This is a genomic window from Streptomyces shinuiensis (genome assembly GCF_043660855.1).
Taxonomy (GTDB): domain Bacteria; phylum Actinomycetota; class Actinomycetes; order Streptomycetales; family Streptomycetaceae; genus Streptomyces.
The window spans coordinates 4,315,721-4,341,238 of sequence record NZ_JBIHML010000001.1 but is presented as its reverse complement, the minus strand read 5'-3'; the positions used below and the strand labels follow the sequence as shown (position 1 = coordinate 4,341,238).

Annotated in this window: 24 protein-coding genes and 1 other RNA gene; 19 read left to right on the top strand and 6 right to left on the bottom strand. The window is 74.0% G+C overall.

Translation table 11 applies throughout. From position 1 onward, the window contains the following. Window positions 1–489: 489 nt before the first annotated feature. The 9 genes from ACGRHY_RS19715 to ACGRHY_RS19675 are packed head-to-tail and all read left to right on the top strand — an operon-like array spanning window position 490 to window position 10,089. Complete coding sequence (locus tag ACGRHY_RS19715) at window positions 490–1,512, top strand: amino acid--tRNA ligase-related protein (RefSeq protein ID WP_394636636.1); 1,023 nt, start codon at window positions 490–492, stop codon at window positions 1,510–1,512. A 39-nt stretch (window positions 1,513–1,551) separates the two neighbouring features. Then, on the top strand, window positions 1,552–2,433 hold the full coding sequence (locus ACGRHY_RS19710) for a class I SAM-dependent methyltransferase (protein WP_394636635.1): 882 nt from the start codon (window positions 1,552–1,554) through the stop codon (window positions 2,431–2,433). 11 nt (window positions 2,434–2,444) lie between these two features. Continuing rightward, window positions 2,445–3,482, top strand: a complete 1,038-nt coding sequence (locus tag ACGRHY_RS19705) for a S66 family peptidase (protein WP_394636634.1) — start codon at window positions 2,445–2,447, stop codon at window positions 3,480–3,482. Continuing rightward, on the top strand, window positions 3,479–4,000 hold the full coding sequence (locus ACGRHY_RS19700; protein WP_394636633.1) for a hypothetical protein: 522 nt from the start codon (window positions 3,479–3,481) through the stop codon (window positions 3,998–4,000). Before ACGRHY_RS19705 ends, ACGRHY_RS19700 begins: the two co-directional genes overlap by 4 nt. After that, the gene (locus ACGRHY_RS19695; RefSeq protein ID WP_394636632.1) at window positions 4,000–4,926 is read left to right on the top strand and encodes a hypothetical protein; all 927 of its coding nucleotides are present in this window, start codon (window positions 4,000–4,002) and stop codon (window positions 4,924–4,926) included. Before ACGRHY_RS19700 ends, ACGRHY_RS19695 begins: the two co-directional genes overlap by 1 nt. 28 nt (window positions 4,927–4,954) lie before the next feature. Continuing rightward, complete coding sequence (locus tag ACGRHY_RS19690; RefSeq protein ID WP_394636631.1) at window positions 4,955–6,214, top strand: alanine--tRNA ligase-related protein; 1,260 nt, start codon at window positions 4,955–4,957, stop codon at window positions 6,212–6,214. A gap of 33 nt (window positions 6,215–6,247) precedes the next feature. Next, window positions 6,248–7,513, top strand: a complete 1,266-nt coding sequence (locus ACGRHY_RS19685) for an MFS transporter (protein ID WP_394636630.1) — start codon at window positions 6,248–6,250, stop codon at window positions 7,511–7,513. A gap of 43 nt (window positions 7,514–7,556) precedes the next feature. Continuing rightward, on the top strand, window positions 7,557–8,792 hold the full coding sequence (locus ACGRHY_RS19680; RefSeq protein ID WP_394636629.1) for an ATP-grasp domain-containing protein: 1,236 nt from the start codon (window positions 7,557–7,559) through the stop codon (window positions 8,790–8,792). Beyond that, window positions 8,782–10,089, top strand: a complete 1,308-nt coding sequence (locus tag ACGRHY_RS19675) for an ATP-grasp domain-containing protein (protein ID WP_394636628.1) — start codon at window positions 8,782–8,784, stop codon at window positions 10,087–10,089. Before ACGRHY_RS19680 ends, ACGRHY_RS19675 begins: the two co-directional genes overlap by 11 nt. Window positions 10,090–10,157: 68 nt before the next feature. On the opposite strand, the gene ACGRHY_RS19670 is transcribed toward ACGRHY_RS19675, so the two are convergent. Beyond that, window positions 10,158–11,093 carry a Gfo/Idh/MocA family protein gene (locus ACGRHY_RS19670; protein ID WP_394636627.1) on the bottom strand — a complete coding sequence of 312 codons (936 nt, stop codon included), beginning with the start codon at window positions 11,091–11,093 and terminating at the stop codon, window positions 10,158–10,160. A 344-nt stretch (window positions 11,094–11,437) separates the two neighbouring features. On the opposite strand from ACGRHY_RS19670, the gene ACGRHY_RS19665 reads away from it, so the two are divergent. Further along, complete coding sequence (locus ACGRHY_RS19665; RefSeq protein ID WP_394636626.1) at window positions 11,438–12,421, top strand: helix-turn-helix transcriptional regulator; 984 nt, start codon at window positions 11,438–11,440, stop codon at window positions 12,419–12,421. A gap of 130 nt (window positions 12,422–12,551) precedes the next feature. Here the strand turns inward: ACGRHY_RS19665 and rnpB are convergent. Beyond that, an RNA gene (gene rnpB, locus ACGRHY_RS19660) (RNase P RNA component class A) lies at window positions 12,552–12,969 on the bottom strand. 118 nt (window positions 12,970–13,087) lie between these two features. Between rnpB and ACGRHY_RS19655 the strand changes: the two genes are divergently transcribed. Together ACGRHY_RS19655 and ACGRHY_RS19650 are read left to right on the top strand one after the other, a co-directional pair. Beyond that, on the top strand, window positions 13,088–13,900 hold the full coding sequence (locus ACGRHY_RS19655; RefSeq protein ID WP_394636625.1) for a MerR family transcriptional regulator: 813 nt from the start codon (window positions 13,088–13,090) through the stop codon (window positions 13,898–13,900). Next, window positions 13,897–14,772: a hypothetical protein gene (locus ACGRHY_RS19650; protein WP_394636624.1), complete on the top strand. Its 876-nt coding sequence runs from the start codon at window positions 13,897–13,899 to the stop codon at window positions 14,770–14,772. The genes ACGRHY_RS19655 and ACGRHY_RS19650 overlap by 4 nt, the downstream gene beginning before the upstream one ends. Window positions 14,773–14,822: 50 nt before the next feature. Here ACGRHY_RS19650 and ACGRHY_RS19645 read toward each other — a convergent pair whose 3' ends face one another. Further along, entirely contained in the window at window positions 14,823–16,214 is a 1,392-nt protein-coding gene (locus ACGRHY_RS19645) for a DUF2254 domain-containing protein (protein ID WP_394636623.1), read from the bottom strand. Window positions 16,215–16,372: 158 nt separating this feature from the next. Here ACGRHY_RS19645 and yaaA point away from each other — a divergent pair, with 158 nt between their 5' ends. Both yaaA and eda read left to right on the top strand, forming a co-directional pair. Then, window positions 16,373–17,170, top strand: a complete 798-nt coding sequence (yaaA, locus tag ACGRHY_RS19640) for a peroxide stress protein YaaA (RefSeq protein ID WP_394636622.1) — start codon at window positions 16,373–16,375, stop codon at window positions 17,168–17,170. Window positions 17,171–17,253: 83 nt separating this feature from the next. Continuing rightward, a complete protein-coding gene (gene eda, locus ACGRHY_RS19635; RefSeq protein ID WP_394636621.1) occupies window positions 17,254–17,979 on the top strand; it encodes a bifunctional 4-hydroxy-2-oxoglutarate aldolase/2-dehydro-3-deoxy-phosphogluconate aldolase in 726 nt (241 codons plus the stop codon). On the opposite strand, the gene ACGRHY_RS19630 is transcribed toward eda, so the two are convergent. The 3 genes from ACGRHY_RS19630 to ACGRHY_RS19620 are packed head-to-tail and all read right to left on the bottom strand — an operon-like array spanning window position 17,954 to window position 20,999. Continuing rightward, on the bottom strand, window positions 17,954–19,372 hold the full coding sequence (locus ACGRHY_RS19630) for a bifunctional RNase H/acid phosphatase (RefSeq protein WP_394636620.1): 1,419 nt from the start codon (window positions 19,370–19,372) through the stop codon (window positions 17,954–17,956). The genes eda and ACGRHY_RS19630 overlap by 26 nt on opposite strands. Further along, entirely contained in the window at window positions 19,372–20,115 is a 744-nt protein-coding gene (locus ACGRHY_RS19625; RefSeq protein ID WP_394638125.1) for a zinc ribbon domain-containing protein, read from the bottom strand. The genes ACGRHY_RS19630 and ACGRHY_RS19625 overlap by 1 nt, the downstream gene beginning before the upstream one ends. After that, complete coding sequence (locus tag ACGRHY_RS19620) at window positions 20,112–20,999, bottom strand: Nif3-like dinuclear metal center hexameric protein (protein ID WP_394636619.1); 888 nt, start codon at window positions 20,997–20,999, stop codon at window positions 20,112–20,114. Before ACGRHY_RS19620 ends, ACGRHY_RS19625 begins: the two co-directional genes overlap by 4 nt. Window positions 21,000–21,171: 172 nt before the next feature. Between ACGRHY_RS19620 and ACGRHY_RS19615 the strand changes: the two genes are divergently transcribed. The 5 genes from ACGRHY_RS19615 to ACGRHY_RS19595 all read left to right on the top strand — a co-directional run bounded on the left by ACGRHY_RS19615 (window position 21,172) and on the right by ACGRHY_RS19595 (window position 25,496). Next, on the top strand, window positions 21,172–22,383 hold the full coding sequence (locus ACGRHY_RS19615) for a hypothetical protein (RefSeq protein WP_394636618.1): 1,212 nt from the start codon (window positions 21,172–21,174) through the stop codon (window positions 22,381–22,383). Window positions 22,384–22,444: 61 nt separating this feature from the next. Then, the gene (locus ACGRHY_RS19610) at window positions 22,445–22,603 is read left to right on the top strand and encodes a hypothetical protein (protein WP_394636617.1); all 159 of its coding nucleotides are present in this window, start codon (window positions 22,445–22,447) and stop codon (window positions 22,601–22,603) included. Window positions 22,604–22,789: 186 nt separating this feature from the next. Continuing rightward, window positions 22,790–23,446, top strand: coding sequence for a class I SAM-dependent methyltransferase (locus ACGRHY_RS19605; protein WP_394636616.1), 657 nt, complete (start codon window positions 22,790–22,792; stop codon window positions 23,444–23,446). A 22-nt stretch (window positions 23,447–23,468) separates the two neighbouring features. Continuing rightward, window positions 23,469–24,395 carry an N-acetylmuramoyl-L-alanine amidase gene (locus ACGRHY_RS19600; RefSeq protein ID WP_394636615.1) on the top strand — a complete coding sequence of 309 codons (927 nt, stop codon included), beginning with the start codon at window positions 23,469–23,471 and terminating at the stop codon, window positions 24,393–24,395. A gap of 144 nt (window positions 24,396–24,539) precedes the next feature. Further along, window positions 24,540–25,496, top strand: coding sequence for a DUF5336 domain-containing protein (locus ACGRHY_RS19595; protein WP_394636614.1), 957 nt, complete (start codon window positions 24,540–24,542; stop codon window positions 25,494–25,496). Window positions 25,497–25,518: the final 22 nt, after the last annotated feature.

Sequence of the window (25,518 nt, the reverse complement as noted above, 5' to 3'; positions counted from 1 at the left end):
GGTGTGAGACCGATTGGAGCTGGAGCCGGTCGGCCGTCGCGCGTTACGCACAGCGGCACGGGGCCGACGCTCGTCCCGCACTCGCCCCAGAGGCGGGCACCGGGCCCGGCCGACCGGCCGGCCGACGACGAAAGAGCTTACCAACGGCGTTGTACGACTGCGGTATTCATGCTGTCACACCCGGCCGCGGGGTTCCCAACCCGCACAGTGGCCCGTCAACGCCCTGGCACGTTCCCATCCGCCTCCCGCCTGGTCCCGGGAAGTGAGACATCGGCCGCCTGGCCGCCGGCCGCTCTCGCGACCATATGGCGGACACCCCCCGGCGGGCGGCGTGGGTCGGACATGGCGTCCAAACGCAAGCCGCCTCTGTAGACCGCTGGTTGATCGGCCGCTGAGGATGGTGGAACGCGGCTGCGGCCCGGAGGGGTCCGCCCCGGCGCCGGCGGGAAGGCCGCGACTCGTCCGTCGCATCACGAGCAAAGGACTCCCATGCCCGCTCACGCTGTTTCCGCACCGGGCTCCTGGAATGACCCGGACAAGCACTTCCTGACGGTTCTGGAGAACCCGTGGTACCGCCACCTGACCCTGCTCCAGGACGTCATCACGCACCGCACCACGTCCTTCTGGACGCAGCGCGGGACCCGCTGCCTGCACCTGCCGATCACCACGGGCTCCATCTCCAGCCCGATGGGGCGCGGCAGTGACAGCAGCCCCGTGATGGTGGAACTCGAGGGCGTCCCGACCTACCTCGCCGACTCGATGCAGTTCATGCTCGAGTTCGGCTGCCGCCTGGCGCCCAAGGGCTCCTACTACCTGATGCCGTCCTTCCGCGGCGAGCCGGCCGACAAGACCCACCTGTGCCAGTTCTTCCACAGCGAGGCCGAGATCGTCGGCGGCCTCGACGACGTCATGCGGACCGTGGAGGAGTACCTGCGCGACCTGGCCGCCGGGCTCCTGGAGCACAGCGGCGCCGCGGTCCGGGAGATGGCCGGGACCGTCTCGCACCTGGAGGAGCTGGCCGGCTCCCCGGCCCTGCCGCGCATCACCTTCGACGAGGCGGCGGACCTGCTGAACGCCGACCCGCGGTACGTGAAGGAGATGTTCCCCGGCTGCCGCAGCCTCACCCGGGCGGGTGAGCAGGTGCTGATGGAACGGTTCGGCGGATACGTCTGGGTGACCCACCCCGACCACCTGAGCGTGCCCTTCTACCAGGCCTTCGACGCCTCGGACCGGACCAAGGCCCTCAGCGCCGACCTGCTGTTCGGCATCGGTGAGACCGTCGGTTCCGGAGAACGCCACGCGGACGGCACGTCCCTGCGCGAGGCCCTGGACCTGCACGAGGTGTCCGCCGACAGCTACGAGTGGTACACGATCATGAAGGAACGCCACCCGCTGCGTACCTCCGGCTTCGGCCTCGGGATCGAGCGCTTCCTCCTCTGGGCGACGAAGCACGACGACATCCGCGATCTCGCGCTGCTGCTCCGTTTCAACGGTTCCCAGATCCTTCCCTGACCCGCCGCACCACCGTCATCCGAGAGGAAAACGCCGCCGATGTCCCAGACCTCCGAGGTCACTGCCCCCCACGAGAGCCCCGGCGCCGAGGAGGAGGTGATCGGATACTTCCGCGCCAAGGCCGACGGGTACGACCTGGTCGACGAGCAGGTCTACTGGCGGCTCTCCGACGAGCTGCTGTGGGAGGCGCTGGAGCGCTATGTGCTGCCCTCCCTCCCCCAGGGCGGGCGCCTGCTGGACGCGGGCGGCGGCACCGGCCGCTGGAGCGACCGCATCCTGCGGGCCAGGCCGGACCTCACCGGCGTGCTGTACGACCTGAGCCCCGACATGTCCCGGCACGCGGCCGAGAAGGCCGAGCGCGGCGGCTACCAGGACCGTCTGACCATCGTCAACGGCGACCTGATGAACGTCGCCGCCGATCTCGCCGGGCAGAGCTTCGACCTGGTCATCAGCTTCCACAACGTGCTGGGCTTCGTCGCGCGGCCCACCGAGGTGCTGCGCCAGCTCGGCTCGCTGATGAACATCGGCGCCCAGATGGCCCTGGTGCTGCCCAACCGCTACCACACCGCCTTCTTCAACATCACGGTGGGCAACCTCGAAGAGGCCCGGTCGGCGGTGCTGGACCGCAAGGGCCGCTTCACACCGGACATGCCCTCCATGCACCTGTTCACCCCCGTGGAGCTCCAGGGCGACCTGGCGCGCGCCGGCCTGCACACCCAGGTCCGCACCGGCTTCCCCGTGCTGGTCTACCCGGGCTACCAGGAGACCCAGCTGGAGGGGTCCAGCTCAGGAGTCCTCCGCACGCTCTCCGACCCGGAGCACTACGAGCGGATCCGCGAGCTGGAACTCCACCTCATGGGCGAGGCCTCGATGGCCGAGCGCGGCAACAACCTGTTCTTCGTCGCCAGGCGCGGGGCCTGAGGCGGGCAGTCGTGTCGTTCGAACCCACGGCCATGGTGCCCCCGGTCCTGCGGCCCCCGCCGCTGCGGCCGGGGGACACCATCGGCATCTGCTCCCCCTCCATGCCCCACGCCGCCCGCTACCCGCGCCGCCGCGACCGGGCCCTGGCACATCTGCGGGAGCTCGGCTACGAGGTCCGCGGCGGCCGCAACTGGCTGCGCGACACCGGGTACACGGCGGGTTCGCCGCAGGAGCGGGCCGCCGACCTCCACGAGCTGTTCCTCGACGACCGGGTCCGCGTCGTCATGACGGCCATCGGAGGGCACAGCGCCGGCCAGTTGCTCGACCTGCTCGACTACGACCTCATCCGGGCCCACCCCAAACCGCTGGTCGGCTACAGCGACACCACCGCGCTGCTGGTCGCCGTCTGGCAGCGCACACGGCTGGGTGTGGTGCTCGGCCCCCAACTGCTGCCCCAGTGGGGCGAGTACGGCGGCAGCCTGCCCTACACCCGCCGGATGTTCGAGCGGGTCCTCGGCTCGCCCGAGCCGCTCGGACCGGTGCCCGTACCGGACGACCAGGTGGTCGAGTTCCTGCCCTGGGACGAGGCCGACGACCGCCCGCGGACGGCTCTGCCCGGCCCGCCGGCCCGCTGTCTGAACCCCGGGGCGGCGCACGGCTTCCTGATCGGCGGCACCATCGAGACGCTGCTGTCGCTGGCCGGGACCCGGTACTGGCCGGACCTGGACGGGGCACTGCTGATGCTGGAGAGCACCACCTGCAACCCGGCCGTCCTGGCGGCCCAGTTCACCCAGCTGCGGCAGACGGGGGTGCTGGAGCGGATCTCGGGACTGGGCCTGGGCCGCTTCCCCGACCCCGCGTTCGACCGGTCCCCGGAGGCGGCCGAGCTGGTCGCCCGGGAGACGGCGGGGTTCCGCGGCCCGGTCGTCGGCGGCCTGCCCTTCGGGCACACCGACCCGATGGTCTGCCTCCCCTTCGGGGCACGGGCGGCGCTCTCGGCGGGCGAGCGGTGCACTCTGAGCGTCCTGGACGGCGCGGTGGCGCCATGACCCTCCGGACGACAGCACACCGCTCACCCGTCCGACGGGCCGCGCAACTGGCCGCCGTCGCGCTGGCGGGGCTGACCGCGGTGCAGTTCGCGCACACCGTGCGCGACCGGAACCGCTGGCCCGTCTGCTCCAACAACATGTTCAACCAGGTGCTGCCCGAGCGACTCCCCCAGCTCCGGGTACGGCTGCGGGACGGGGAGCGCTGGGGCGGGCTCCGCCCGGTCTACGGACTGCTGCCCCTGGAGTTCTTCCGCGTGGTGGACATCTGCGTGAACGTGCTGGTGGAGAACGAGGACCGGGAGGTGCGCGACCGGTTCTGCCGCCGGGTCGTGGAACGGCTGAACTCCAGGCCGTGGAGGGCGTTCGACGAGGTGCACGCCTCCGAGCGGCCCATCGACCCGCGCGGATTCACCGGGCTGGAAATGCTGGTGGTGTCGGTGGACATCGCCGACTACTCCCGCGCGGACGACGCACCGCTCCACGAACAACGGACACTCCACCGCTGGGAGGTGGACTGATGCTGCGCAGGATCACGGACATCCTGTTCCGGCAGGCCGACGCACCGGCCCGCATCAGGGTGACCAGGACGGCGCTCGGCGCCGCCGCGCTCCGCACCCTCTGGCACCTGCCCGACGGCTCGTTCTTCGAGGAACACCACGACACCGTGATGTCGCCGCAGGTACGGGGGAAGCGGCCGTTCCGGCTGAGCCGCCGGGGCTACGAGGCCCTGCGCGGCACCGGGCTGGTCGGCATGGCGCTGTGGACCGCCGGTGTCCGCCACCCGGCGGTCCGGGCCGCCGCCGCGGCGGGGTTCATCGGCACCCAGGCGTACGTCGCCCACTTCCACCCGCGGTTCTGGAACTACAACAGCCACCTCAGCCTCTTCGTCGCCGCCGCGGCCGCGGCCGACGTGCGGCCCTCCCCCTCCGGCGCCGTCGCGGGAGGGCACTCGGAGCGCACCGCCCAACTGCAGTCCGTCGCGCTGGCGTCGATGCAGTTGGGGGCCGCCACGATCTACACCCAGGCGGGGCTGTCGAAACTGCTGCACGGCGGCGGGGAGTGGATGACCGGCGGCCGCACGGTCAAGGGCTCGCTGGCCGTGCTCGGCACGCCCGCGGGCGCCGAGATCAGCCGGAACGACCCGCTGATGCGCGCGATCGCGGTCCTCACCGTGCTCGGCGAGACGGCCTTCCTCCCGCTGCTGGTGGCCCGCTGGCACGACCGCCGGCTCATCGGCCTCTCGGCCATCGGGTTCCACCTGCTGACCAAGCGCTACCTCGGGATCTCCTTCTGGCACCTGTGGTGGCTGCATCCGGCGCTGTTCGTCATCCCGCTTCCCGGCGACGACAGGCGTGACGCGGTCCTCGGACGCCTCGGCGGCGCCGCGCTGCGACGCCTCACCGGCCGGGACCGCACCGCCCCGCCCCGCGCGAAAGGAGCATGAGGTGTTCCGGAGGACCGAAGAAGACCGCGTGGCCGACGCCGAAGCGGCGCGCGCCCGGCTGGACGAGTGGAGCGCCGGGTTCGCCGCGTGGTTCCTCGATGCCGGGGCCGAACGGCTGGCACCGGAGCCGGCGGTGCCGAGGACGGACCGCACCATCTTGTTCACCAACTCCGCGGTCGTGCCGTTCAAGCCGTACATCCGGGGCGACCTCCCCCTGGACCGGTGGGTCACCGTCCGGCAGCCCTGCATCCGCAGCCAGAACCTGCGGGCCACCTTCGAGGCCGACTTCCACACCGAGTTCGTCCTGCACTTCGAGATGCTCGGCGCGATGGCGCCGGCCGCCGATCTGGACCCCTTCACCGACCGTGTGGCCGGGTACTTCGGCCGGCGGCTCGACCTCGGACCCTCCGACGTCGCCTTCAAGGTGCACTCCGCCCACCAGGATCTGGACCGGGCCTGGCGCCGGGCCTGGGACGGACCGGTGGGCTACGACAGCGAGCCGGACGGCTTCTACGAGTGGACCTTCGGGGACGCGGGCATGACCGGCCGGGGAGCGACGTTCTGCCTGGTCCAGCCGGACGGACGCTGGCGTGACCTCGGCAACCTGATCGCGTTCGAGTGGCAGGGCCGCACCGTGGCCTACGGTTTCGGCATCGGCGTCGAGACCCTGGCCGCCGGGCTCACCGCGGGCCGCTGGGTCATCGATTCCATGCCCGAGGGCCGCATATCGCGCCCGGAGACCCCCGAGCAGGCCAAGCTCGCGGACCTGGTGGGAATGCTCGTACAGCTCTACCGGGCGGGCATCGCACCGTCCAGCCGGGGGCAGGGCTCCATCCTCCGCAAGGCGCTGGTGTACACCGAGCGGCTGTCCGGGCTGCTCGGCGTCCCGGACGAGGAACTGATCGGCGGGATCGCGCGGCTGGGCGCCGTGGAGGCTCCCGGCATGGACGTCGCCGCGCTGTTCCGGGCCGATCTGGACCGCCTGCGGCACCAGTCCACGAGCACCCGGTCCGTGGACCTGTCCTTCCTGTGCGACGCGTCGCTGTCCGCCGAGAAGCTGTGCGGCATCGCCGAGGAGGCCTCCCTGCCGCAGTCGCTGCACATGGACGCGGACGTGCTCGACACCTGGCGGGGGGCCTCGCTCCCCGAGGGACAGCACTCCATAACGCTCACCCTGAGCCTCACCTCGCCGTCCCCGCTCGACCCCGCGACGCTGCGCGGGGTGCTCCGCGAGATCGCCGACCACCTCTCCGCACGCTGCTCCGCCGTCCTGCGCGGAAGCATCTGACGACGCCCCCGCCCCCCACCGACACGGAGCGACATGTCCGGGACATCGACCGGCTGGAAGTTCGGACACGGATACTGGACGGTCTTCGCCTCGGCGACCGTCTCGAGCCTCGGCGACGGTATCCGGCTCGTCGCCATGCCGCTGCTGGCGTTCTCGATCACCGGCAGCGCGGTCGACATCTCGCTGATCATGGTGATCGCCGCGCTGCCGGGGCTGCTGTTCGGCTCGGTGATCGGGGTGCTGGTCGACCGCTTCGACCGCCGGTGGATCCTGACCGCGGCGAACGCCCTGCGCACGGTGCTCGTGCTGGCGTTCGCCCTGCTGGTGCTCTCCGGTTCCGTCAGCCTCTGGCACATCTACGCGGTGACCGCGGCGCTCTCGATCGCCGAGCTCTTCGCGGAGTCCACCACCTTCGCCATGATCGCGACCCCGGTCCCCCCCGAACTGCTGGAGAAGGCCAACTCCCGTTTCTTCGCGGCCCGTCTGCTCTCCCAGCAGGTGCTGGGCTCCCCGATCGCCGGTGTGCTCTTCGGGATCGCGGTCAGCGCGCCGTTCTTCGCCGAGGGCGGGCTGTTCCTCGCAGCGGCCGTGATCTCCCTGATGATCCCGGTGCTCAAGAGTCCTCCGGGCCGCGAGCCCTCCGTGGCCCCGTCGCCCTCCACCATGCTGCGCGAGCTGCACGAGGGGCTGTGCGCCATCCGCGACATCCCGCTGCTGCGCGCCCTCGCGCTCAGCGACGCGGCGCTGAACTATCTGATGCTGACCGGCACCGCGCTGCTGGTGGTCTTCGCCAAGCGGGACCTCGGTCTCACCGACGCCCAGTACGCCCTGCTCTTCACCGCCGCCGCGCTGGGCAGCCTCCTGGGCGGCCTGCTGGTCCCCGCGCTCGTCCGCCGCGCCGGGGTGCCCTGGACGCTCGCGCTGACCCTGCTCGTCACCGGTCTCAGCAGGCTGGGGCTAGGGCTCGCGTCGGGCCCCTGGCTGGCCATCGCCACGTTCTTCACCTGCGGCGGGGCGATCTTCATGTGGGAGATCGCCCTGGGTTCCTACCAGCAGCGGGTGACGCCCAACCACCTGCTGGGCAGGGTGCACGCGACCACCTACGCGCTCGGCTACGGAGCCGCCGTGGTCGCGGCCCTGACCGGAGGACTGCTGGCCGAACTCGTCGGGGTCCGCCCGGTGATCGTGGTCGGCGCCGTGGCGACACTCGCCCTGAGCTGCTACTGGATACGCCTGGCCGTCCTCCGCCCTCCGCCGGCCCCCACCGCGGAGTCCCTGCCCACGTCGGCCGCCGGCTGACGACGCGGCTCCCCATCAGATCAGAGACGAACAAGGTGAGTCCATGACAGCCACGTCCGATGTCCTCGTCTTCTCCAAGCGGTCCACCGGCGGTGTGCGCATCCTGGCCGGAATGCTCCGGGAGGAGGGCATGCGGCCCGTACTGGTGTCCGCCGACCCCGACGACATGAACCGCGACTCCTGCGACGCGCACGTGGTGGTGGACTGGGACCGCGCCGGTCTGCCCGAGCTGGTCGCGGCGGTCGACGCGGCCGGTGTGGTGCCCGCCGCCGTCGTGAACCTCGTCGAGCCGCTGATCGGCTGGCAGATCCGCACCGCCCGCCACTACGGCCTGCCCGGCGGCGAGCCCGGACGCGAGGTCCTGACCAGCAAGGCGCTGGTGCGCGGCGAGATGCGGCGACTCGGCCTGTCCGCGCTGCCGTTCGCCGCCGGGCCGGCCGGCTCCTTCCCCGTCGGCTCGGTCACGGAGTTCCCCGTCATCGTGAAGCCGTCGCTGGACTCGGGCGCCTCCCGGCTGGTGCGGCTCGCGCACGGCCCCGGGGACCTGTCCCGGCACCTGGGCGACATCGCCGCGAAGACCACGCCCGAACTGGAGGTCGTCGTCGAGCGGTACATCGAGGGGACCGAGTTCTCCATCGACGGACCGGTCCTCGACGGACGTTTCCGGGCGCTGTTCTGCGTGGAGAAGACCCAGCACGACGAGCGCCGGCACCACGACGCGGGCCTCCGGATCTCGCCGCCGCCCTCCGCACACGTGCGCCGCGGCGTCGAGGAGACGGTCGAGGACATCAGCGCGCTCTGCACCGCACTGGACCTGGCAGGCGGCTGGCTGCACGTGGAGGGCCGGGTGCCGCCCGACGGCCGCAGCGAACTGGTGGAGATCAACCCGCGCCCCGGCGGAGGTCTGCACCGGACCGCGACCCTGCGCACCTGCGGGGTCGACCCGGTGCGCGCGATCGTGCAGGCGGCACTCGGCGGCGAGCAGGCCAAGGGCCTGGCGGACACCGCCAGGAACACGGAGCTGCTGGCGCTGCTCCCCTTCGAGGTCGACCGGATCGGCCAGGTCACCGGCGCCACCCCGATCGAGGAGATCAAGGCGATCCCCGGCGTGGTCGACGGCTACCAGTTCGACCGCTTCGAAGTCCTCACGCTGGACCAGGAGAACTTCTTCACCGAAGCCCTGATAACGGCGGAGACGGTGGCCGGCCTCGGTGAGGTCGCCGACCGCGTGCGGGCCGCATTCCGATACGAGATGGCGGAGGAAACCCATGACCGCTGACATGACCCCGCGAGGGCGGGAGCAGATCGTCGTCTGCAAGTGGAACCACGAACTGATCAGCTCGCTTCTGGAGCTCCGCTCCGAGGTCTACGTGGTACTCGACGACTTCGACGTCGAGTACATGAACCCGGACTGGGATCTGCTGGCCGGGGCTGCCCGGGTCTACCGCGTCAGCGAGTTCGACTCGCTGGAGGAGATCGCGGCCGTCGCCGCCGACCTGTCCCTGCGCGGGGTGTCCGGCGACCGGATCATCAGCCTGACCGAGTTCGGCCAGTTCGGTGCCGGTTATCTCGCCACGCTGCTCGGGGACGAGGGCGACCCGATGCGCCACGTGGCCTACCGGGACAAGCGGGTGATGAAGGCCCGGGTCGCCGCGGCCGGCGTCCCCACCGCGGCCTGGGCCGGACTGCCCGACCGGACCGACCGGCGGGACCTGGCCGAGGTCGCCGAACGGCTGCGATTCCCGATCGTCGTCAAGCCGGTCTCCGGCGGCGGGACCATCGGCACCGTCACCGTCGGCTCCCCCGGGGAACTGGAACCCAGGCTCGACGCGCTCGGCCCGGCACCGTTCGTGAAGTCGCGGCAGCTCATGGCCGAGGAGTTCGTCACCGGGCGGGAGCTCCACATCGACGCGATCTGGAACGGCGACGAGCCGCTGTTCCTCGTCGTCAGCGCGTACTTCGAGCCCCGGCTCTCGGTGCTGGAAGGCATCGCCGGCTCCGGTGAGGAGACCCCTCCCCTCGACGGCAGCACGATGATCAACCCTCAGGACGCCCCCGAGCTGTACAAGCGCGTGCTCGACCTCCACCGGGACGTCAACCGGGCACTGGGCATCGAGCGGGCGGTGACCCACCTCGAACTCTTCGAGCGGCCGGACGGCGAGCTGGTCTTCTCCGAGATCGCCACGCGCCTCGCGGGTGCCTGGATCGGCGGTGTGCTGAGCGAGTACCTGGGCCGGAACGTCTACCGGGCGGTGGGCGCGGGCCTGGTCGACGGCTCGCTCCCCGCGCCGCGGCCCACCCGGCGCCACCTCGGCGGCCTGCACCTGCGCCCCGGTGGCCCCGGCCGCATCACCTCGATTCCCACCGTCGAGGAGATGGTGGCGGTCGACGGCGTCCTCAGCGCCCAGCGGCTGCGCCGGGTCGGGGACGTGGTGGACTTCTCCCACCCCTCGGAGTGGTGCGTCTTCGTGGTGCTCGGCGCGGACACACCGGAGGAGTACGACGCGACGGTGGAGCGCGTCGTCCGCGAGCTGCGGATCGAGGTGGAGCCGGTGGAGCCGGACGCGGCCGCCTGACCCGGGAGCACGGCGGAAGGGGGGCCGGTGCCGGCCCCCCTTCCGCCGGCGCGCGGGTCAGGCGGCTCTCATATCCCGGCCAGGGAGGTGTGCAGGACCGCCGGCGCGCAGGGGGCGGAGTCCAGCACACCCTGGATCAGGAGACCACCGCGGCTGCGGTCCAGCCCGCACAGGACGGGAGCGGCCGATTCGCCCCGCAGGACCTGCGCCATGTCCTCGTACACGGCGCGGATCAGGTCCGCCTCGGTGGGGCTCGTGAGCTTGTCCCGCCCGTCCCGGCACTCCACGGAGACCGTTCCGTCGGCCAGCAGCAGACGCGCGTCCGGGCCCAGGATCTCCAGCCGGACGAACTGCGTGGCCGCCTCGGAGGTGAACGTGAAGGACAACGGGATGCCGGAGTCGAACTCCACGACCCCGGTGACGCGCATTTCGCCGTGCGCACCCGCGCGGCGCCTGGCGACCGAGTGCACCGTCGCCGGATCCCCCAGCAGCTGGCAGGCGAGGTCGAAGAAGTGCAGGCCGTACAGTTCCCGCGCCGTCCGGGCGGGGCGTGAGTGCTGCCGTGTGGGCCTGAACCCGGACACCTCGAGCACGGCGGTCGCGGATCTGTTCCACGCCAGCTCGTAGGCGTCCTTCGGCAGCGCCATCCGGTGCTGCAGCATGACGCCCAGCGGCGCGGCGTACCGCCGGGAGAGGGCGACCAGCTCGTCGAACTCGCCGACGGAGCTCGTGGGCGGCTCCTCCACGAGGACCGCCTTGCCCCGCTCGAGCGCCGGGACGGCCATGGCGATCTGTTCACCCGGCGGCAGGCACAGCGAGACCAGGTGGATGTCCGGGTCGTCAAGGACCGCCTGCCCGTGGGGGAAGCGGGGCAGCCCTTCCGTGGCGACCTCCGGATCGCGGTCCCACACTCCCCGGACCCTCACACCGGCACAGGAGCGGAGGGCCCGTGCGTGCGCACGCCCGGCGGCTCCGAACCCGACCAACGCGACGTTGATGCCCATGAAGACGTCTCTTCCAACCGTGATTGCGTGGAGTGCCGAGCGGTGCGGATGCGTCGGACGTCCGCAGGGCCACGCCCCGATGCCTCGATGCCCCGATCATCGCGTCTTCACGAGAAGGCGTCCATGGGTGGTGCGCGCGTCCACCGGACATGTCCACGGACCGCCAGCGCAGGGCCCTCATCTCAGCGGGCGGAACGTTCGGGGGGAAAACGCAAGGCAATTACCGCGGGAACAGTTTGCTTACACTACGAAGTGGAACGCGTATGTGCTTGACGACGTGGGGGCATCCGTTGCTCGAAAAGCATCGACACTCGATATCGGGCATCGCCCGCCAGCTGTACCGCGTGGCCCGGGTACAGGCGTCCTGGGAGGTGGCGGAGTTCGCGGAGTCCACGCAGGCGTCCCCGGCGGAGATCGAGGAGGCCCTGGAGCAGCTGGAACTCCTCGGCCTACTCGTCCCCTCCCCCGCCTCCCCCTCCGGCTACCGCGTCACGGCCCCGGAGGTGGCGCTGACCCGGCTCTTCGCGGCCGAGACCGCACAGGCGACCCGCTACCAGCGGCAGGCCGTCCGCACCCGCGAGGCGATCACCGCCCTCCTGCAGGACTTCCGCGAGCTGCGTGACATCGAGCGCGAACACGTCGAGATCGAATTCCTCCAGGGCCCGGAGCGGGTGAACGCCTTCCTCGACGACGCCATCGCCCTCATTCGCGAGACCGAGTGCGTGATGCATCCGGGAGGCGTCCCCCCGCTCGAACTCCTCGACGACATGCTCCTGCGCGACAAGGAGGTCATCAGCAGGCGGGTCAGGATCCGCGCCCTCTACATGCGGCACGTCGCCGAGGTGGACTACATGCGCGACTACCTCCTGGACGCCACGACGGAAGGCGCCGAGGTGAGGGTCACCCCTGTCCTCCCCCTGCGTCTGATGGTCTTCGACGGCACGACCGCCCTGACGGCCATCGACCCCAGGGACAGCACGGAGGGGGCCATCGCGGTCCACGGCAAGGACCTCGTCAGGTCGTTCCAGGCGATCTTCGACTTCTGCTGGTTCACCGCGGACCCGATCGAGACCCTGACCGCGGCACACGAGCCGCGCTCCGTCGAGTTATCGCCGCAGCAGCTGGTCGTCGCCCGCATGCTGGCCGAAGGCGTCAAGGACGAGGTGATCGCCCGCCATCTGGGCGTCTCTGTGCGCACACTCAGCCGTGTCACCGCCGCGCTCATGGAGCACCTGAACGTCAGCACGCGTTTCCAGGCGGGGATGAAGATCGTGCAACTCGGCCTGCTCAACCGGTCGGAGACGGCCTCCCTCAACCCGGTCTCCTGAACTCCGGCCGCAGCCACCCGGCCGGGCCCGGCGGCCGGGACGGCCCCGCACCTCCGGCCGGGACTCCCCGGAACCGCCCGGAGGCGGAGGGGGCGGGGCCGGGGTTTCGGCAGGTCGGAACGGCCGGTGGCAGACGAGCCGTGCTGTACGCCGGGTTCTGTCTCCGGCGGGCCTCGCGGCCCGCCGGGAGGCGGCCATCCATCTGGGACCGGTGTTGCCACCGGCCTCGTGCGGTCTACCCGCGGACTCGGGCGGGCAGCCCTCGGTCATCCGCGCAGGGCCACCGTCCCTGCCGGGGCGGTGGCCCCTCTTGACCTTGCTCCGGGTGGGGTTTACCGAGCCGCCCAGGTCACCCTGGGCGCTGGTGGTCTCTTACACCACCGTTTCACCCTTACCGGGGGCGGTGAGGCCCCCGGCGGTCTGTTTTCTGTGGCACTTTCCCGCGGGTCACCCCGGGTGGGCGTTACCCACCACCCTGCCCTGTGGAGCCCGGACGTTCCTCGACGTTCACCCCGGAGGGATAGCGCCGCGACCGCCCGCACGACTCGTCTGCCGTGCCGCCCATGCTATCCCGCCGCCGCGGGCGGCGCGGACGCGCGGCGGGCGACCGGCCCGTGCCCGGCATCGCCTTGACCCTGCCGCGACGTCAAGGTGTTCACTCGCGTCATGAGGATCGGCGAGCTGGCCGCGCTGGCGGGTGTCACCACCCGCGCCGTGCGGCACTACCACCATCTGGGGCTGCTGCCCGAGCCCGTGCGGCGGGCGAACGGCTACCGGGAGTACGGGCTGCGCGACGCGGTCGCGCTGACGCGGGTGCGGCGGCTGACCGAGCTGGGGCTGAGCCTGGAGGAGGTGGGCGATGTCCTGGCCGGACGGGGCCCGGACGCGGGGCGCGAGCTGTGCGAGGTGCTGTCCGAGCTGGACGCGGACCTGGCCCGGCAGGAGCAGGCGCTGCGCGAACGCCGGGCCCGGGTGCGGGAACTGCTGGAGCTGGCCGAACGCGGGGAGCTGCCCGCCGAGGGGCCGGTCTCCACCGAACTGGCCGCGCTCTTCGGGGAGATGGCCCGTGCCGGGGCCCGGCTGCCGGGACCGGAGCCGGTGATGGCCGCGAGGGAGCGGGAGCTGCTGGCCCTGCTGGAGACGGCCGCGCCGCCGGAGGCCGGCCGGGAGGTGGTCGCGGCGCTCGGTGCCGCGGGCGGCGATCCGGCGGCGATGGACCGGATGTATCAGGTGTACACCCTGCTGGACGAGATGGCGGAGGCGGACGTGGACGATCCACGGGTGGCGCGGGCGGCCCGGGCGGTGGCGGAGTGTGTGCCGGACGAGGTGCTGGAGGCGGTCGGAGGCGTTCCCGGAGCCCCCCTGAACGGCGAGGCGGCCGGGGGCGGTTTCGCCGGGGAAGTGTTCGCCGACCTCGCACCGGCCCAGGCGGAGGCGGTGCGGCAGGCGATGCGGCTGCTGGTGGAGCGTGCCCGGTGAGCCGGGTGCGTACGGCGAGCCGGGGGCGTGCGGTGCGGTGGGGCGCGCTGGCGGTGGTCCCGGCCGAGGTCGCGCTGGTGGTGTGCCTGCTGGCGGGGGTGCGGGTGCCGTGGCCGGTGCTCGCGGTGGCCGAGGCGGCGGTCGCGGGTGTGCTGGTGGCCGGGGCGGCGGTGCTGGTGCGCGCCTGGCGGGCGGCGCGTCGGCGGGGGCTGGGCGGCCGGGCGGCGGCGGGCGAGGCCGTGCGGGCGGCCGCGGCGGCCGTACCCGTGCCGGTGCGGCGGCTGCTGGCGCACGAGGCGCGGGGGGTGGCGAGCCTGGTGCGGTGGGCGGCCCGGCGGCCGCACGGGGTGGGCGCCGGGGACACACCGGTGCCGTACGCGGGCGGGCAGGCGGCGCTGGTGTACGGGCTGCTGTTCGCGACCGTGGTGGAGACGGCCGTGCTGGCGGTGCTGCTGGCCGGGTGGCCGGTGGCGCACACGGTGGTGCTGGTGCTGAACGTGTGGAGCGTGCTGCTGGTGCTGGGCTTCCACGCCGCCTGTGCGGTGCGTCCGCACGTGGTGGGCGCGGACGGCTCGCTGCGGGTGCGCTACGGCGCGCTGGTGGACGTGGCGGTGCCCGCCGGGTCGGTGACCGCCGTCCGCGTCGAGCACCGCTTCCCCTCGGGGCGGCCGGTGGAGGTCGCCGGCGGGCTGCTGGACCTGTCCGTGGGCGGGCGGACCACGGTGACGGTGGAACTGGAGGCGCCGGTGGAGGTCGTCCGTCCGCTCGGCGGCCGGGAGCGGGCTCGGGTGCTGCGGCTGTACGCCGACGACCCGCGTGCGGCGGTGGCCGCGCTGCGGGCGGGGGCGGGAACGGGGACGGGACTGCGGTAGGCGCCCGGGGGCCGCCCGGCCGTCACACCGGGCACGCCACACGAAGCACGTCACACCGACCGCGTCTCGCCGCCGCGGTCGGTGTAGGCGTCGAGAAGGCGCCCCTCCAGCGCCGCCAGAACACGTCCGTGCAGATCGTGCACCTGCGCGGCGTCCGCGGGGCCGACGGAGGAGTCCATGGTGTCCATGACCAGTTCCGCCGCCCGCCGGACCTCCGCCGCGTCTCCCCCGCCGTCCTCCCAGCCGTCCCCCCCACCCTCCTCGCGCACCGCCGCGGCCAGGTCGCGGAGCATGCGCAGCAGGGCGGCGAGCACGGTGGGCTCACCCGAGGAGTAGCGCCTGAGCTGCCCGCAGGCGAGGTCGAGGTAGTAGCGCAGGTCCCGGTCCGGCACGACCACCCGCACGATGCCTTCGTCGTCCTCGTGCGGGATGTCCCCCAGCCGGCGGCTCGCGAGCCGCACCAGCAGGTCCGCCATGTGGCCGACGGCGGTGCACGCGGTGACGGGGTCGTTGATCCCCGGGGACATCGCCTTGACCGCGATGTCCTCCAGTTGCCGGAAGCCGAAGGCCACGTCCTGGTCGGGGGTCCGCTCGAAGCCGGTCCCCAGGGCCGCTTCGATCTCCTCGGCGGTGCCGTCGGCCCCGGGGTCGGGTGTCCCCCCGGCAGGGTCGCGCGCCCACACCACCGCGACCGGGTTCCCCGCCACGATCAGGTCGCCGGGGCGGACGTCGATCCGTACGAAGGTGTCGCCGCCGCGCGCGCACGCCACCAGCGCCCGTGCGTCGGTCAGCCGCAGGAAGCCGCTCCGGCGGGCGCGTACCACCGCGCCGCGCGCCGGTTCCGGGTCCGGGGCGTCCGGGACATGTGCGGAGGGGTCGTCGCGGGCGGGGTGGCGTCTGCGGATCGCGTCGCTGGTCTCACGGTGGGTGTCCAGCATCATGGAGTCCACCCGCAGCCTGCGGATGATGTGGTTGAGGAAGCCGAGCACGGAGGCCAGGGACACCACGCCGAGCACGGAGGCCAGGAAGAGCGCCACCACGGGCAGCGACGGCCCCGACCTCATGAAGGCCAGGGTGGCCAGCGCGAACACCACGGTGGCGATCAGCACCGTCAGGACGGCCTTGAGCACCGGGTCGTGGGCGTAGCGCCGCAGCAGCCGCGGGGAGAACTGCTGGGAGGCCAGTTGCAGGGTCACCACGGTGACGCTGAGGGACAGGGTCGCCACCGTGACCGAGGAGGTGGCCACCACCTGGAGCATCGAGGAGGCCGCGTCGCGGCCGCCCGGCCAGAGGTTGGCCGGCCCCGTTCCGCGCCGGGGCCTGATCTGGTCCAGGAGGACCGCGGCGGCCAGGGCGCCCGTGCCCCCGACGGTCGGCCACACCCACAGCGGTGAGCGGGAGGGCGCCGCGCGGGCCTTCCGGTTGCGCTGGAAAGGGTTCACGCCTCGCCGGGTACCGCACCGGCCGGAACCGATGCCCCGGCCGGGCGGCGGGGTGGCGGGGCGGCCGGATGAGCGGGTGGGCGGGGCGCATACGCTGCTGTGGCGCCGGTGCGCAGGGACGTGCTCCGGCGCGGGTACCGCCTGTGAGGAGAACCGCCGTGCTCGTACTGCTGCCACCGTCCGAGGGGAAGGCCGCCGGGGCGTCCGGTCCCGCGCTCGATCCGGGGGCGCTGTCGCTGCCGGGGCTGACGGCCGCGCGGGAGGCGGTGCTGGCGGAGCTGGTGGAGCTGTGCTCGGCCGACGAGGAGAAGGCGCGCGAGGTGCTCGGGCTGAGCGAGGGCCTGCGTGGCGAGGTGGCGAGGAACGCGGCGCTGTGCGGGGCCCCGACGCGCCCCGCGGGCGAGGTCTACACCGGTGTGCTCTACGACGCGCTGGGCCTGGGCACGCTGGACGCGGCGGCGCGGGAGCGGGCCGGGCGGTGGCTGCTGGTGTTCTCGGGGCTGTGGGGCGCGGTGCGGCCCGGTGACCCGATTCCGCCCTACCGCTGCCCGGGCGGGGTGCGGCTGCCCGCGCTGGGATCGCTAAGCCGGTACTGGCGGGAGCCGCTGGAGTCGGTGCTGCCCGAGGCGGCGGGCGAGGGTCCGGTGCTGGACCTGCGGTCGGCGGCGTACGGGTCGATGTGGAGGCCTAAGGGCGGACTCGCCGGGCGGACGGCGACGGTGCGGGTGCTCCATTCGAAGATTGTCGGCGGTGTGGAGAAGCGGTCGGTGGTCAGCCACTTCAACAAGGCCACCAAGGGACGGATGGTCCGCGCGCTGCTGCGCGAGGGCGTCGAGCCGGGCCGCCCGGCGGAGCTGGCCGAGGCGCTGCGCGGTCTGGGGTACACGGTGGAGGTGGAGCCTCCGGCGAAGGGCGGGACGCCGTGGCGGCTGGACGTGGTGGTCACCGAGCTCTGACCGGACTCCGGCCGGACTCCGGGTCGTTGCGTTATGCGCAACGGGCGTTGCGGTGCATGGGCGGGGTGGGCAGGATGGCCGCCATGACAGACACGCCCCCGCCCTCCGTGCTCGCCCTGGGCCCCGTACTGCCGGTCGTCGTCCTCGGCGGCGGGGCCGGCCCGGCCGAGGCCGTACCCCTGGCGCGGGCGCTGGTGGCGGGCGGGCTGCGCGCGGTCGAGATCACGCTGCGGACGGAGGGCGCGGTGGAGGCGGTGCGCCGGGTCGCGGCGGAGGTGCCGCGGGCCGTGGTCGGCGCGGGCACGGTGCTCACCCCGGAGCAGGCGGCGGCGGCCCGGGACGCCGGCGCCCGCTTCCTGGTCAGCCCCGGCTGGACGGACCGGCTGCTGGCGGCGGCGCGGGAGGCGGGCGTACCGCTGCTGCCGGGGGTCTCGACCGCCTCGGAGGTCATGGCGCTGCTGGAGCGCGGGGTGACGGAGATGAAGTTCTTCCCGGCCCGGGCGGCGGGCGGCCCGGCGTATCTTCGGGCGCTGGCCTCACCGCTGCCCCGGGCCCGGTTCTGCCCGACGGGCGGCATCGGGCCGGATTCGGCGGCGGACTATCTGGCGCTGCCCAACGTGCCGTGTGTGGGCGGCAGTTGGATGCTGCCGCCGGAGGCGGTGCGGGCGCGGGACTGGGGGCGGATCGAGCGCCTGGCCCGCGAGGCGGCCCGGCTGGGCGCCGCCGCGGGCACGGGTACGGGCGCGGGCGGCCCCGCGAGCGCCGGTGCGGGCGGCGCGGGTGTCAGCGCAGGTGGCCGGTGTCGTTGAGCAGCCGCAGCGAGGCGTTGCCGTCCGCGTAGTACGCCACCGCCGACAGCGAGGCCGCCGACAGCTCCATGCGGAACAGCGCCTCGGGCGGCGCGCCCAGTGCCGTGCACGCCAGCGCCTTGACCGGCGTGACATGGGTGACCAGCAGCACCGTGCGGCCGGCGTGGCGGGCCAGGATCCGGTCGCGGGCGGCCCCGACGCGGCGGATGACACAGTCGAAGGACTCGCCCGCGGTGGGCCCGGCCCCGGTCGAGGCCAGCCAGGCGTCCAGGTCGTCCGGGTACCGCTCGCGGACCTCCGCGAAGGTCAGCCCCTCCCAGGCGCCGAAGTCGGCCTCGCGCAGGTCGTGTTCGACCTCGACCCCCAGCCCCAGGCGGTCGGCGACCGCCCGCGCGGTCTGGCGGCAGCGCATGAGCGGCGAGCTGACCACGTGCTGGACGGTGCCGCGCGCCGCGAGGGCCGAGGCGGCCGCCTCGGCCTGGCGAAGCCCGGTCGCCGACAGCTCCGGGTCGGTGCCGCCGCTTCCGGAGAACCGCTTGAGGGGGGTGAGCGGGGTCTCGCCGTGGCGCAGCAGGACGAGGGTGGTGGGGGTGCCCATGTCGGCGCCCCAGCCCACCTGCGGGGCGCGCGGCTCCCCCTGCCCGGCGGGCGCCGCCCGATCCGCGGGTTCCGCCGGTTCCACGGGCAGTTCGTCGGCCACGGTCAGGGCCGTCGGGTCGTCCGTTCCGGCGCCCCGCTCGGCGGCGGCGGCCGTCCGGTGGGTCTCCCGTACGGCCTGGCGTACGGCGGCACGCGCCGCCGCCCGCGCCTCGGCGGAGCTCTCGGGGGTGGCCGGGGCCCCGGAAGCCGCGGGAAGGCCGGGAAGGGTGTCGGCGTGGGCTCCGGCGTCGAGATCGGCGGTGGAGTCGGCCGGCCGCCACGCCTCGCCGCGGCGGCCGGCGTCCATGGCCTCGTTCGCCAGCCGGTCGGCGTGCTTGTTCTCCTCGCGCGGGATCCACTGGTAGGTGACCGACTCCGGCGGGAAGACGGAGGCGGCCTCCAGCGCCAGCGGGCGCATGGCGGGGTGCTTGATCTTCCAGCGGCCCGACATCTGCTCGACGACCAGCTTGGAGTCCATCCGGACCCGCACCAGGGCTTGCGGGTCGAGCGCGTGGGCCGCGCGCAGTCCGGCGACCAGGCCCCGGTACTCGGCGACGTTGTTGGTGGCGGTGCCGATGTACTCGGCCGCCTCCGACAGCGTCCGCCCGGTCCCGGCGTCGCGGACGACCGCGCCGTAGCCGGCCGGGCCCGGGTTGCCGCGGGAGCCGCCGTCGGCCTCGACGACGAAGGTCCTGCGGGAGTCCGGGGAGTCCGGGGAGTCCGGGGAGTCCGGGGAGTCCGGGGAGTCCGGCATCACAGTCCCGACTCGGGGGTGCGCACCAGGATCCGGCGGCAGTTCTCGCAGCGCACCACCGCGTCGGCCGGGGCCTGGCGGATATCGTTCAGCTCGGTGATGTTCAGCTCCAGGCGGCAGCCCTCGCAGCGCCGCTGGTAGAGGCGGGCCGCGCCGACGCCGCCCTGCTGCCCGCGCAGCTTGTCGTAGAGCCTGGTCAGGTCGGCCGGGATCGAGGCGGCCACGACCTGGCGCTCCTTGGTGACGGTGGCGGTCTCGGCGTCGATCTCCGTCAGCGCCGCGTCGCGCCGCGCCACCGCGTCGTCGATCCGGGCCTGGACGGAGTCGACCCGCTGCGCCAGCTCGGCCGCGCGCTCCTGGGCGGACTCGCGGCGCTCCATGATCTCCAGTACGACGTCCTCCAGGTCGCTCTGGCGCCGCGAGAGGGAGGCGATCTCGCGCTGGAGGTTCTCCAGGTCCTTGGGCGAGGTGACCGCGCCGGAGTCCAGGCGCTGCCGGTCTCGGGCGGCGCGCTTGCGCACCTGGTCGACGTCCTGCTCGGCCTTGGTCTGCTCGCGGGCGGTGTCGCTCTCCTCCGTCCGGGCGGCGACCAGCAGGTCGCGCACCTGGGAGAGGTCGGCGTTCAGTCCCTCGATCTCGGCGTGCTCCGGCAGGTTCTTGCGCCGGTGGGCGAGCTGGGTGAGCCGGACGTCGAGGGCCTGGACGTCGAGGAGGCGGATCTGGTCGGCGGGCTCGGCGTTCAGTTGGGGGCTCCTGTGATGGTGGTGGTGGGGGCGGCGCCCTCGGCGGGGGCGGGCGCCGCGTGGACGGTCCAGGGGTCGGTGACCGTACGGGAGACATGGACGCGCAGCCCCCAGCCGTGCCGCTGGGACACCGCGTCGAGCTGGGCGGCGGCCTGCCCGCACCAGGGCCATTCGGTGGCCCAGTGCGCGGCGTCCACCAGCGCCGGCCCCGCGTGGGGGCCGCCGTGCTGCACGGCCTCGGAGGCCGGGTGGTGGCGCAGGTCGGCGGTGACGTAGGCGTCGGCCCCGGCGGCCCGCACCTGGTCGAGGAGGCTGTCGCCGGAGCCGCCGCAGACCGCGACGGTGCGGACCGGCCGGTCCGGGTCCCCCGCGGCCCGGACGCCCTGCGCGGTGGCGGGCAGCCGTGCGGCCACCCGCTCGGCGAAGCGGGCCAGCGGCTCGGGGGCGTCCAGTTCGCAGATCCGGCCCAGGCCCCGCCGTCCGGCCGGGTCGGTGTGGTCGGGCATCAGTGGGCCGGTGATCCGCAGGCCGAGGGCCCGGGCGAGGGCGTCGGAGACGCCGGGGTCGGCGCGGTCGGCGTTGGTGTGCGCCACGTGGAGGGCGGTACCGGCGCGGATCAGGTCGTGCACGACCCGGCCCTTGAAGGCACCGGCGAAGACCGTGGTGGTGCCGCGCAGGTAGAGGGGGTGGTGGGTCAGCAGCAGCCCGGCGCCGAGCTCGACCGCCTCGTCGGCGACCTCCTGCACCGGGTCGACGGCGACCAGCACCCGGCCGACCTCGGCGCCGGGGTCTCCGCAGACCGTTCCGACGGCGTCCCACTGCTCGGCCCGCTCGGGGGGCCACAGTTCGTCGAGTGCGGCGATTACATCGGAGAGTGCAGGCACGGGTGAGAGGTTACCTGCCGTGCGCCCCGGTGTGCGGGGCCGGGCGGAGCACACCGGACGCCTCTTCTGCCCGTGAAACGACCCGTCGTCCCCCGTACGTGTGAAGGCGTCCGGCCCGGACCGTCCGTCGGGGGGCGCGAAAACTACCGTCCTCACCGGAGGTGATGGGCTGATGACCATCAGTACCGTCGAGGCTGCCCGGAGCGAGGGCGCGGGAGCGGCGCACCCCGGCCTCACGATCGCCGCGGACGGCTCCTACGCGGCCCGGCTCGCGCCGGCCGGGGACGGGCGCGGCGGGATCCCGGAGCGCTGGACGCTGGACGGCCCGGAGCCGTACGCGGTCCCGCTGCCGGGGCCCCGCCCGGAGGGGGCGGACGCCGAGGTGCTGCCGCTGCCCGACGGGCGGGTGCTGATCCGCCGTGCGGCCGGCGGCCGGCACCACCTCGCGCTGCTCTACCCCACCGGCCCGGGCACCGGCGAACTCCCGCTGGGCTCGGTGGACTGCGAGCGGCTGCGGCTGCTGCCGCCCGCCCCGCACGGCTCGCAGGTCCACGCGCTCGCTCCCGGCGAGCACGGCGCGACGGTGTGGCTGGTGCACGGCGGTGCCCGCGGCCCGGAGCCGGTCGCCGAGGTGCCCGGCCGGTGCTCGGGCGGCGCCTGGCTGGACCGCGAGGGGTGCCTGCTGGCCCTGGACCGCACCGACGCCGCCGGCCGCACCAAGACCGTCGCCGTCGATCTGGGGCGCGGCGGCGAGGTCTTCCCGCTGCTGGAGCTCACCGACGACAGCGACGACCGGCTACTGCTGGCCGACCCGGACAGCGGTCTGCTGCTCCTGCGCTCCGACGCGCCGGGCGAGGCGCGGCTGGGCTGGGGTGTGCTCGGCAGCCAGCGGCCCGTGCGCTTCCCCGACGCCCTGCGCCCGCCGGGCGTCGCGCTGACCCCGTTCGCCGTCCAGCCCGGCCAGGCCCTCACCCCCGAGGGCTGCGCGGTGGCGCTGCGCGCGGACGGGCCGAACGGGACGTGGGTGGCCGTGTGGCGCCCCTCCCAGCGGCGGCTGCGGCATCTGCCCGCCCCGGTGGGCTGGGTGCGGGGGACGGGTCTGTGGACGGCGGGGGGCGAACTGCGGCTGCCCTGCGCCGGCGGCCGGGCGGGCCGGACGCAGTGCGGTCTGGCCCGGATCACGCCGTCGCCGGAGCCCGAACCGCTGCCCCGGCAGCGCGCGGAGCACGCCCCGGAGGGGGACTGTCCGGCGGGGGACGGCGGCCCGGCGGAGAGCGGTTCGGCGGAGGGCGGCGGTCCGCCGGCGGTGCGGGCGGCGGCCTTCACACCGGTGCCGCTCCAGCAGGCGCCGCTGGCCCGAAACGAGGCGGAGCGAAGATCGTAGAACTACTACGATCTGGTCGGGTACGGAGGAAGAAGCCTCGAATCCACGGAGTGTTCCCGCGATGTCCCAGACCCAGACCGAGACGAGCAGCGAGACGAGCGCCGAGACCGGCGAGCACCACGGCCGGCACCGCGGCCCGGCCGCCGTCGGCGAGGAGGCCTCGGTGCCCGTGCGGGGGCGCCACCGCAGCCCCGCCCGGCAGGAGCCGCGGGAGGACTGATCCCGCCCCGCTCCGGCACGTCCTTCCGGGCCCCGGCCCCGGGTGCCGCGGTCTTCCGCGGCGCCCGGGGCGGTCCCGTGCCGGGGGCGGGACCGCTCCCCCTGCGCCGCGCCCACCCGCCTCACCGGCCGGGACCCGCGTACGGCAGCATGGTGCGCCGCACCACAGGTCAGGGAGGCCGAGCCCATGGATTCCGCAGCGCGACCCGCGCCCGAGGTCGTCGCCGCCTTCGAGGCGGCCAAGGGCTTCATGCCCGCCGACGAGGGGATGGCTCTGTACGCCGCCGCCCGCGACGCGGCGCGGCTGGGGCTGCCGCTGCTGGAGATCGGCACGTACTGCGGCCGCTCCACCATCCTGCTGGCCGACGCCGCCCGCCGCGCGGACGGCGACGTGACCGTCCTGACCCTCGATCACCACCGGGGCAGCGAGGAGCAGCAGCCGGGCTGGGAGTACCACGACCCCTCCCTGGTGGATCCCGAGGCGGGGCTGATGGACACCCTGCCCTTCTTCCGCCGCACCCTGTACGCCGCCGGGCTGGAGGAGTACGTCGTCGCGCTCGTCGGACGCTCACCGCGGGCGGCGTCGGTGTGGGGCGGGCGGCTCGGTCTGGTCTTCGTCGACGGCGGGCACACCGACGAGCACGCGAGCGCCGACTACGAGGGCTGGGTCCCGCACCTGGCCGAGGGCGGCCTGCTCGCCGTCCACGACGTCTTCCCGGACCCGGCCGACGGCGGTCAGGCGCCCTGCCGCGTCTACCGCCGCGCGCTGGAGTCCGGCGCCTTCGCCGAGGAGTGCGCGGTCCGCTCACTGCGCGTTCTGCGGCGTACGGGCCCGGGCCTGTAGGACGCGGCGCTACGATCCGATCATGTCCCTCGGTCGACGGCTGTCCGCTCCTGCCGTGATCCTCGTGATCGTGCTGTCCGTCCTCCTGGCGGGCCTGCTGGTGTGGCGGTCGGCGCGGGAGACGGACGCCGACGACGCGCCCGGTGCTCCCGGCGCGTCCGGGGCATCCTCTCCCGGCGTCTCTCCCGAGAGGCCGGAGGAGAGCATGGAGCCGGACGGGGAGGAAAGACCCCTGGACGGCACCGTGGTGGTGCTCGATCCCGGGCACAACCCGGGCAACCGCGAGCACACCCGCGAGATCGAGCGCCCGGTCGACGCCGGCACGCACCGCAAGGAGTGCGACACCACCGGCACGGCCACCGAATCCGGCTACGCCGAGGCGTCCTTCACCCTCGATGTCGCGCGCCGCGCCCGCACCCTTCTCCAAGGGCTGGGCGCGAAGGTGGAGTTCACCCACGACGGCGACCGCCCGTACGGGCCGTGCGTGGACGAACGCGCCCGGACCGGGAACGAGGCGGGGGCCGACGCGGTGGTCTCGGTACACGCCGACGGATCGGGTGAGGGCGACCGGGGTTTCCACGTCATCCTCCCGGCGCGGGTGACCGAGGGCTCCGCGGACACCCGGCCGGTCACCGGCCCCTCGCGCCGGCTGGGCGAACACCTCGTCCGCGCCTTCGCCGAGGCCACGGGCTCCGGGCCCGCCGACTATCTGGGGGGCCCGGTGGCCGAGACCGGTCTGACCGTCCGCGACGATCTGGGCGGGCTGAACCTCTCCCGGGTGCCCAAGGTCTTCCTGGAGTGCGGCAACATGCGCGATCCGCGGGAGGCCCGGCGGCTGGCCGACCCCGAGTGGCGGCAGCGTGCGGCCCGCGGCGTCGCCGAGGGCGTCAGGGCCTTCCTGCTCGGCGAGCGCGACGGTGCGCGAAGCGGTGCCCGGGGCGGTGCGTGAGGCGGAGCGCGAACCGGTGGGCAAGCCGGCGGGACGGACCGGGGCCGGGCCGGAGAACCCGCCTGACTGCGCGGAGCGTCCTTCCGTACGATGGGGCCCGCCCCCGTCTGACCAGACCATGACGAAACCGATTAAGGATATTACGTGAACATCCGCTCGCTCACCCGAAGCGATGGCGCGGTTGTCGGAGCAGCGGTGCTGCTGTTCATCGCCTCGTTCCTCGCCTTCTTCAAGGCCGACGACTGCGCCGAGAACTGCACGGTCAGCAGCTGGGAGCCCGCGCTCTTCCCGCTGCTGCCGACCGTGACGCTCGCCGCGCTGATCGCGGCCGCGCTGGTCGTCTTCGGGCGGATACTGCCCGGCGACCGCAAGGTGGCGGGGCTCGGCCTCGACCAGTGGGGCACCGCGCTGGCGGTCTTCGTCGGCTGGGCGGCACTGTGGTCGATGTTCGCCACCATCGCGCCGGACCCGGAGGGCCAGAACCTCAACCGCGGCATCGACCTGGGCGCGGGCGCCTGGCTGACCCTCCTCGGCGGCCTGCTCATGGCGGCCTTCGCCGTCCTGGGCAGCACCGTGGGCGCGCTCAGGGCCCCACTGCTGCCGGCCCCCTCCCCGCAGACCCCGACCCCCTACGGCCCGGGTCCGCAGACCGGCGGCTACGGCTACCCCGGCGCCCAGCCGGGCCAGCCCGGCCAGCACATGCAGGGACAGCCCGGCCAGGCCGGCCAGCCGATGCAGCCGCAGGGCGGTTACGGCTACCCGGGCGGCCCGCAGCCGGGTCAGCCCGGTCAGCACATGCAGGGACAGCCGCAGCAGGGACAGCCGCAGCAGCCGTACGGCGGGGGCCGGCCGGCTCCGCAGCAGCAGGCGGCCCCGGCGGGCGGCGGCGCTCCGGCCGACCCGAACTTCCAGCCGTTCTGGTTCGCCGTGCCGGTCGCCCGGCCGCTGTACGGCGAGGACGGTTCCCCCGCCCCGGTGGCCGAACTGGCCCCGGGCACCTGGTACCTGGCGGTGGAGCAGCGCGGCCAGGCGCTGGTGGCGCAGACGCAGGACGGCCGCCGCGGCGTCCTGCAGGACACCTCCGGCATCCAGCGCGGCTGATTCCCCGCGCGGTCGCGCGGCG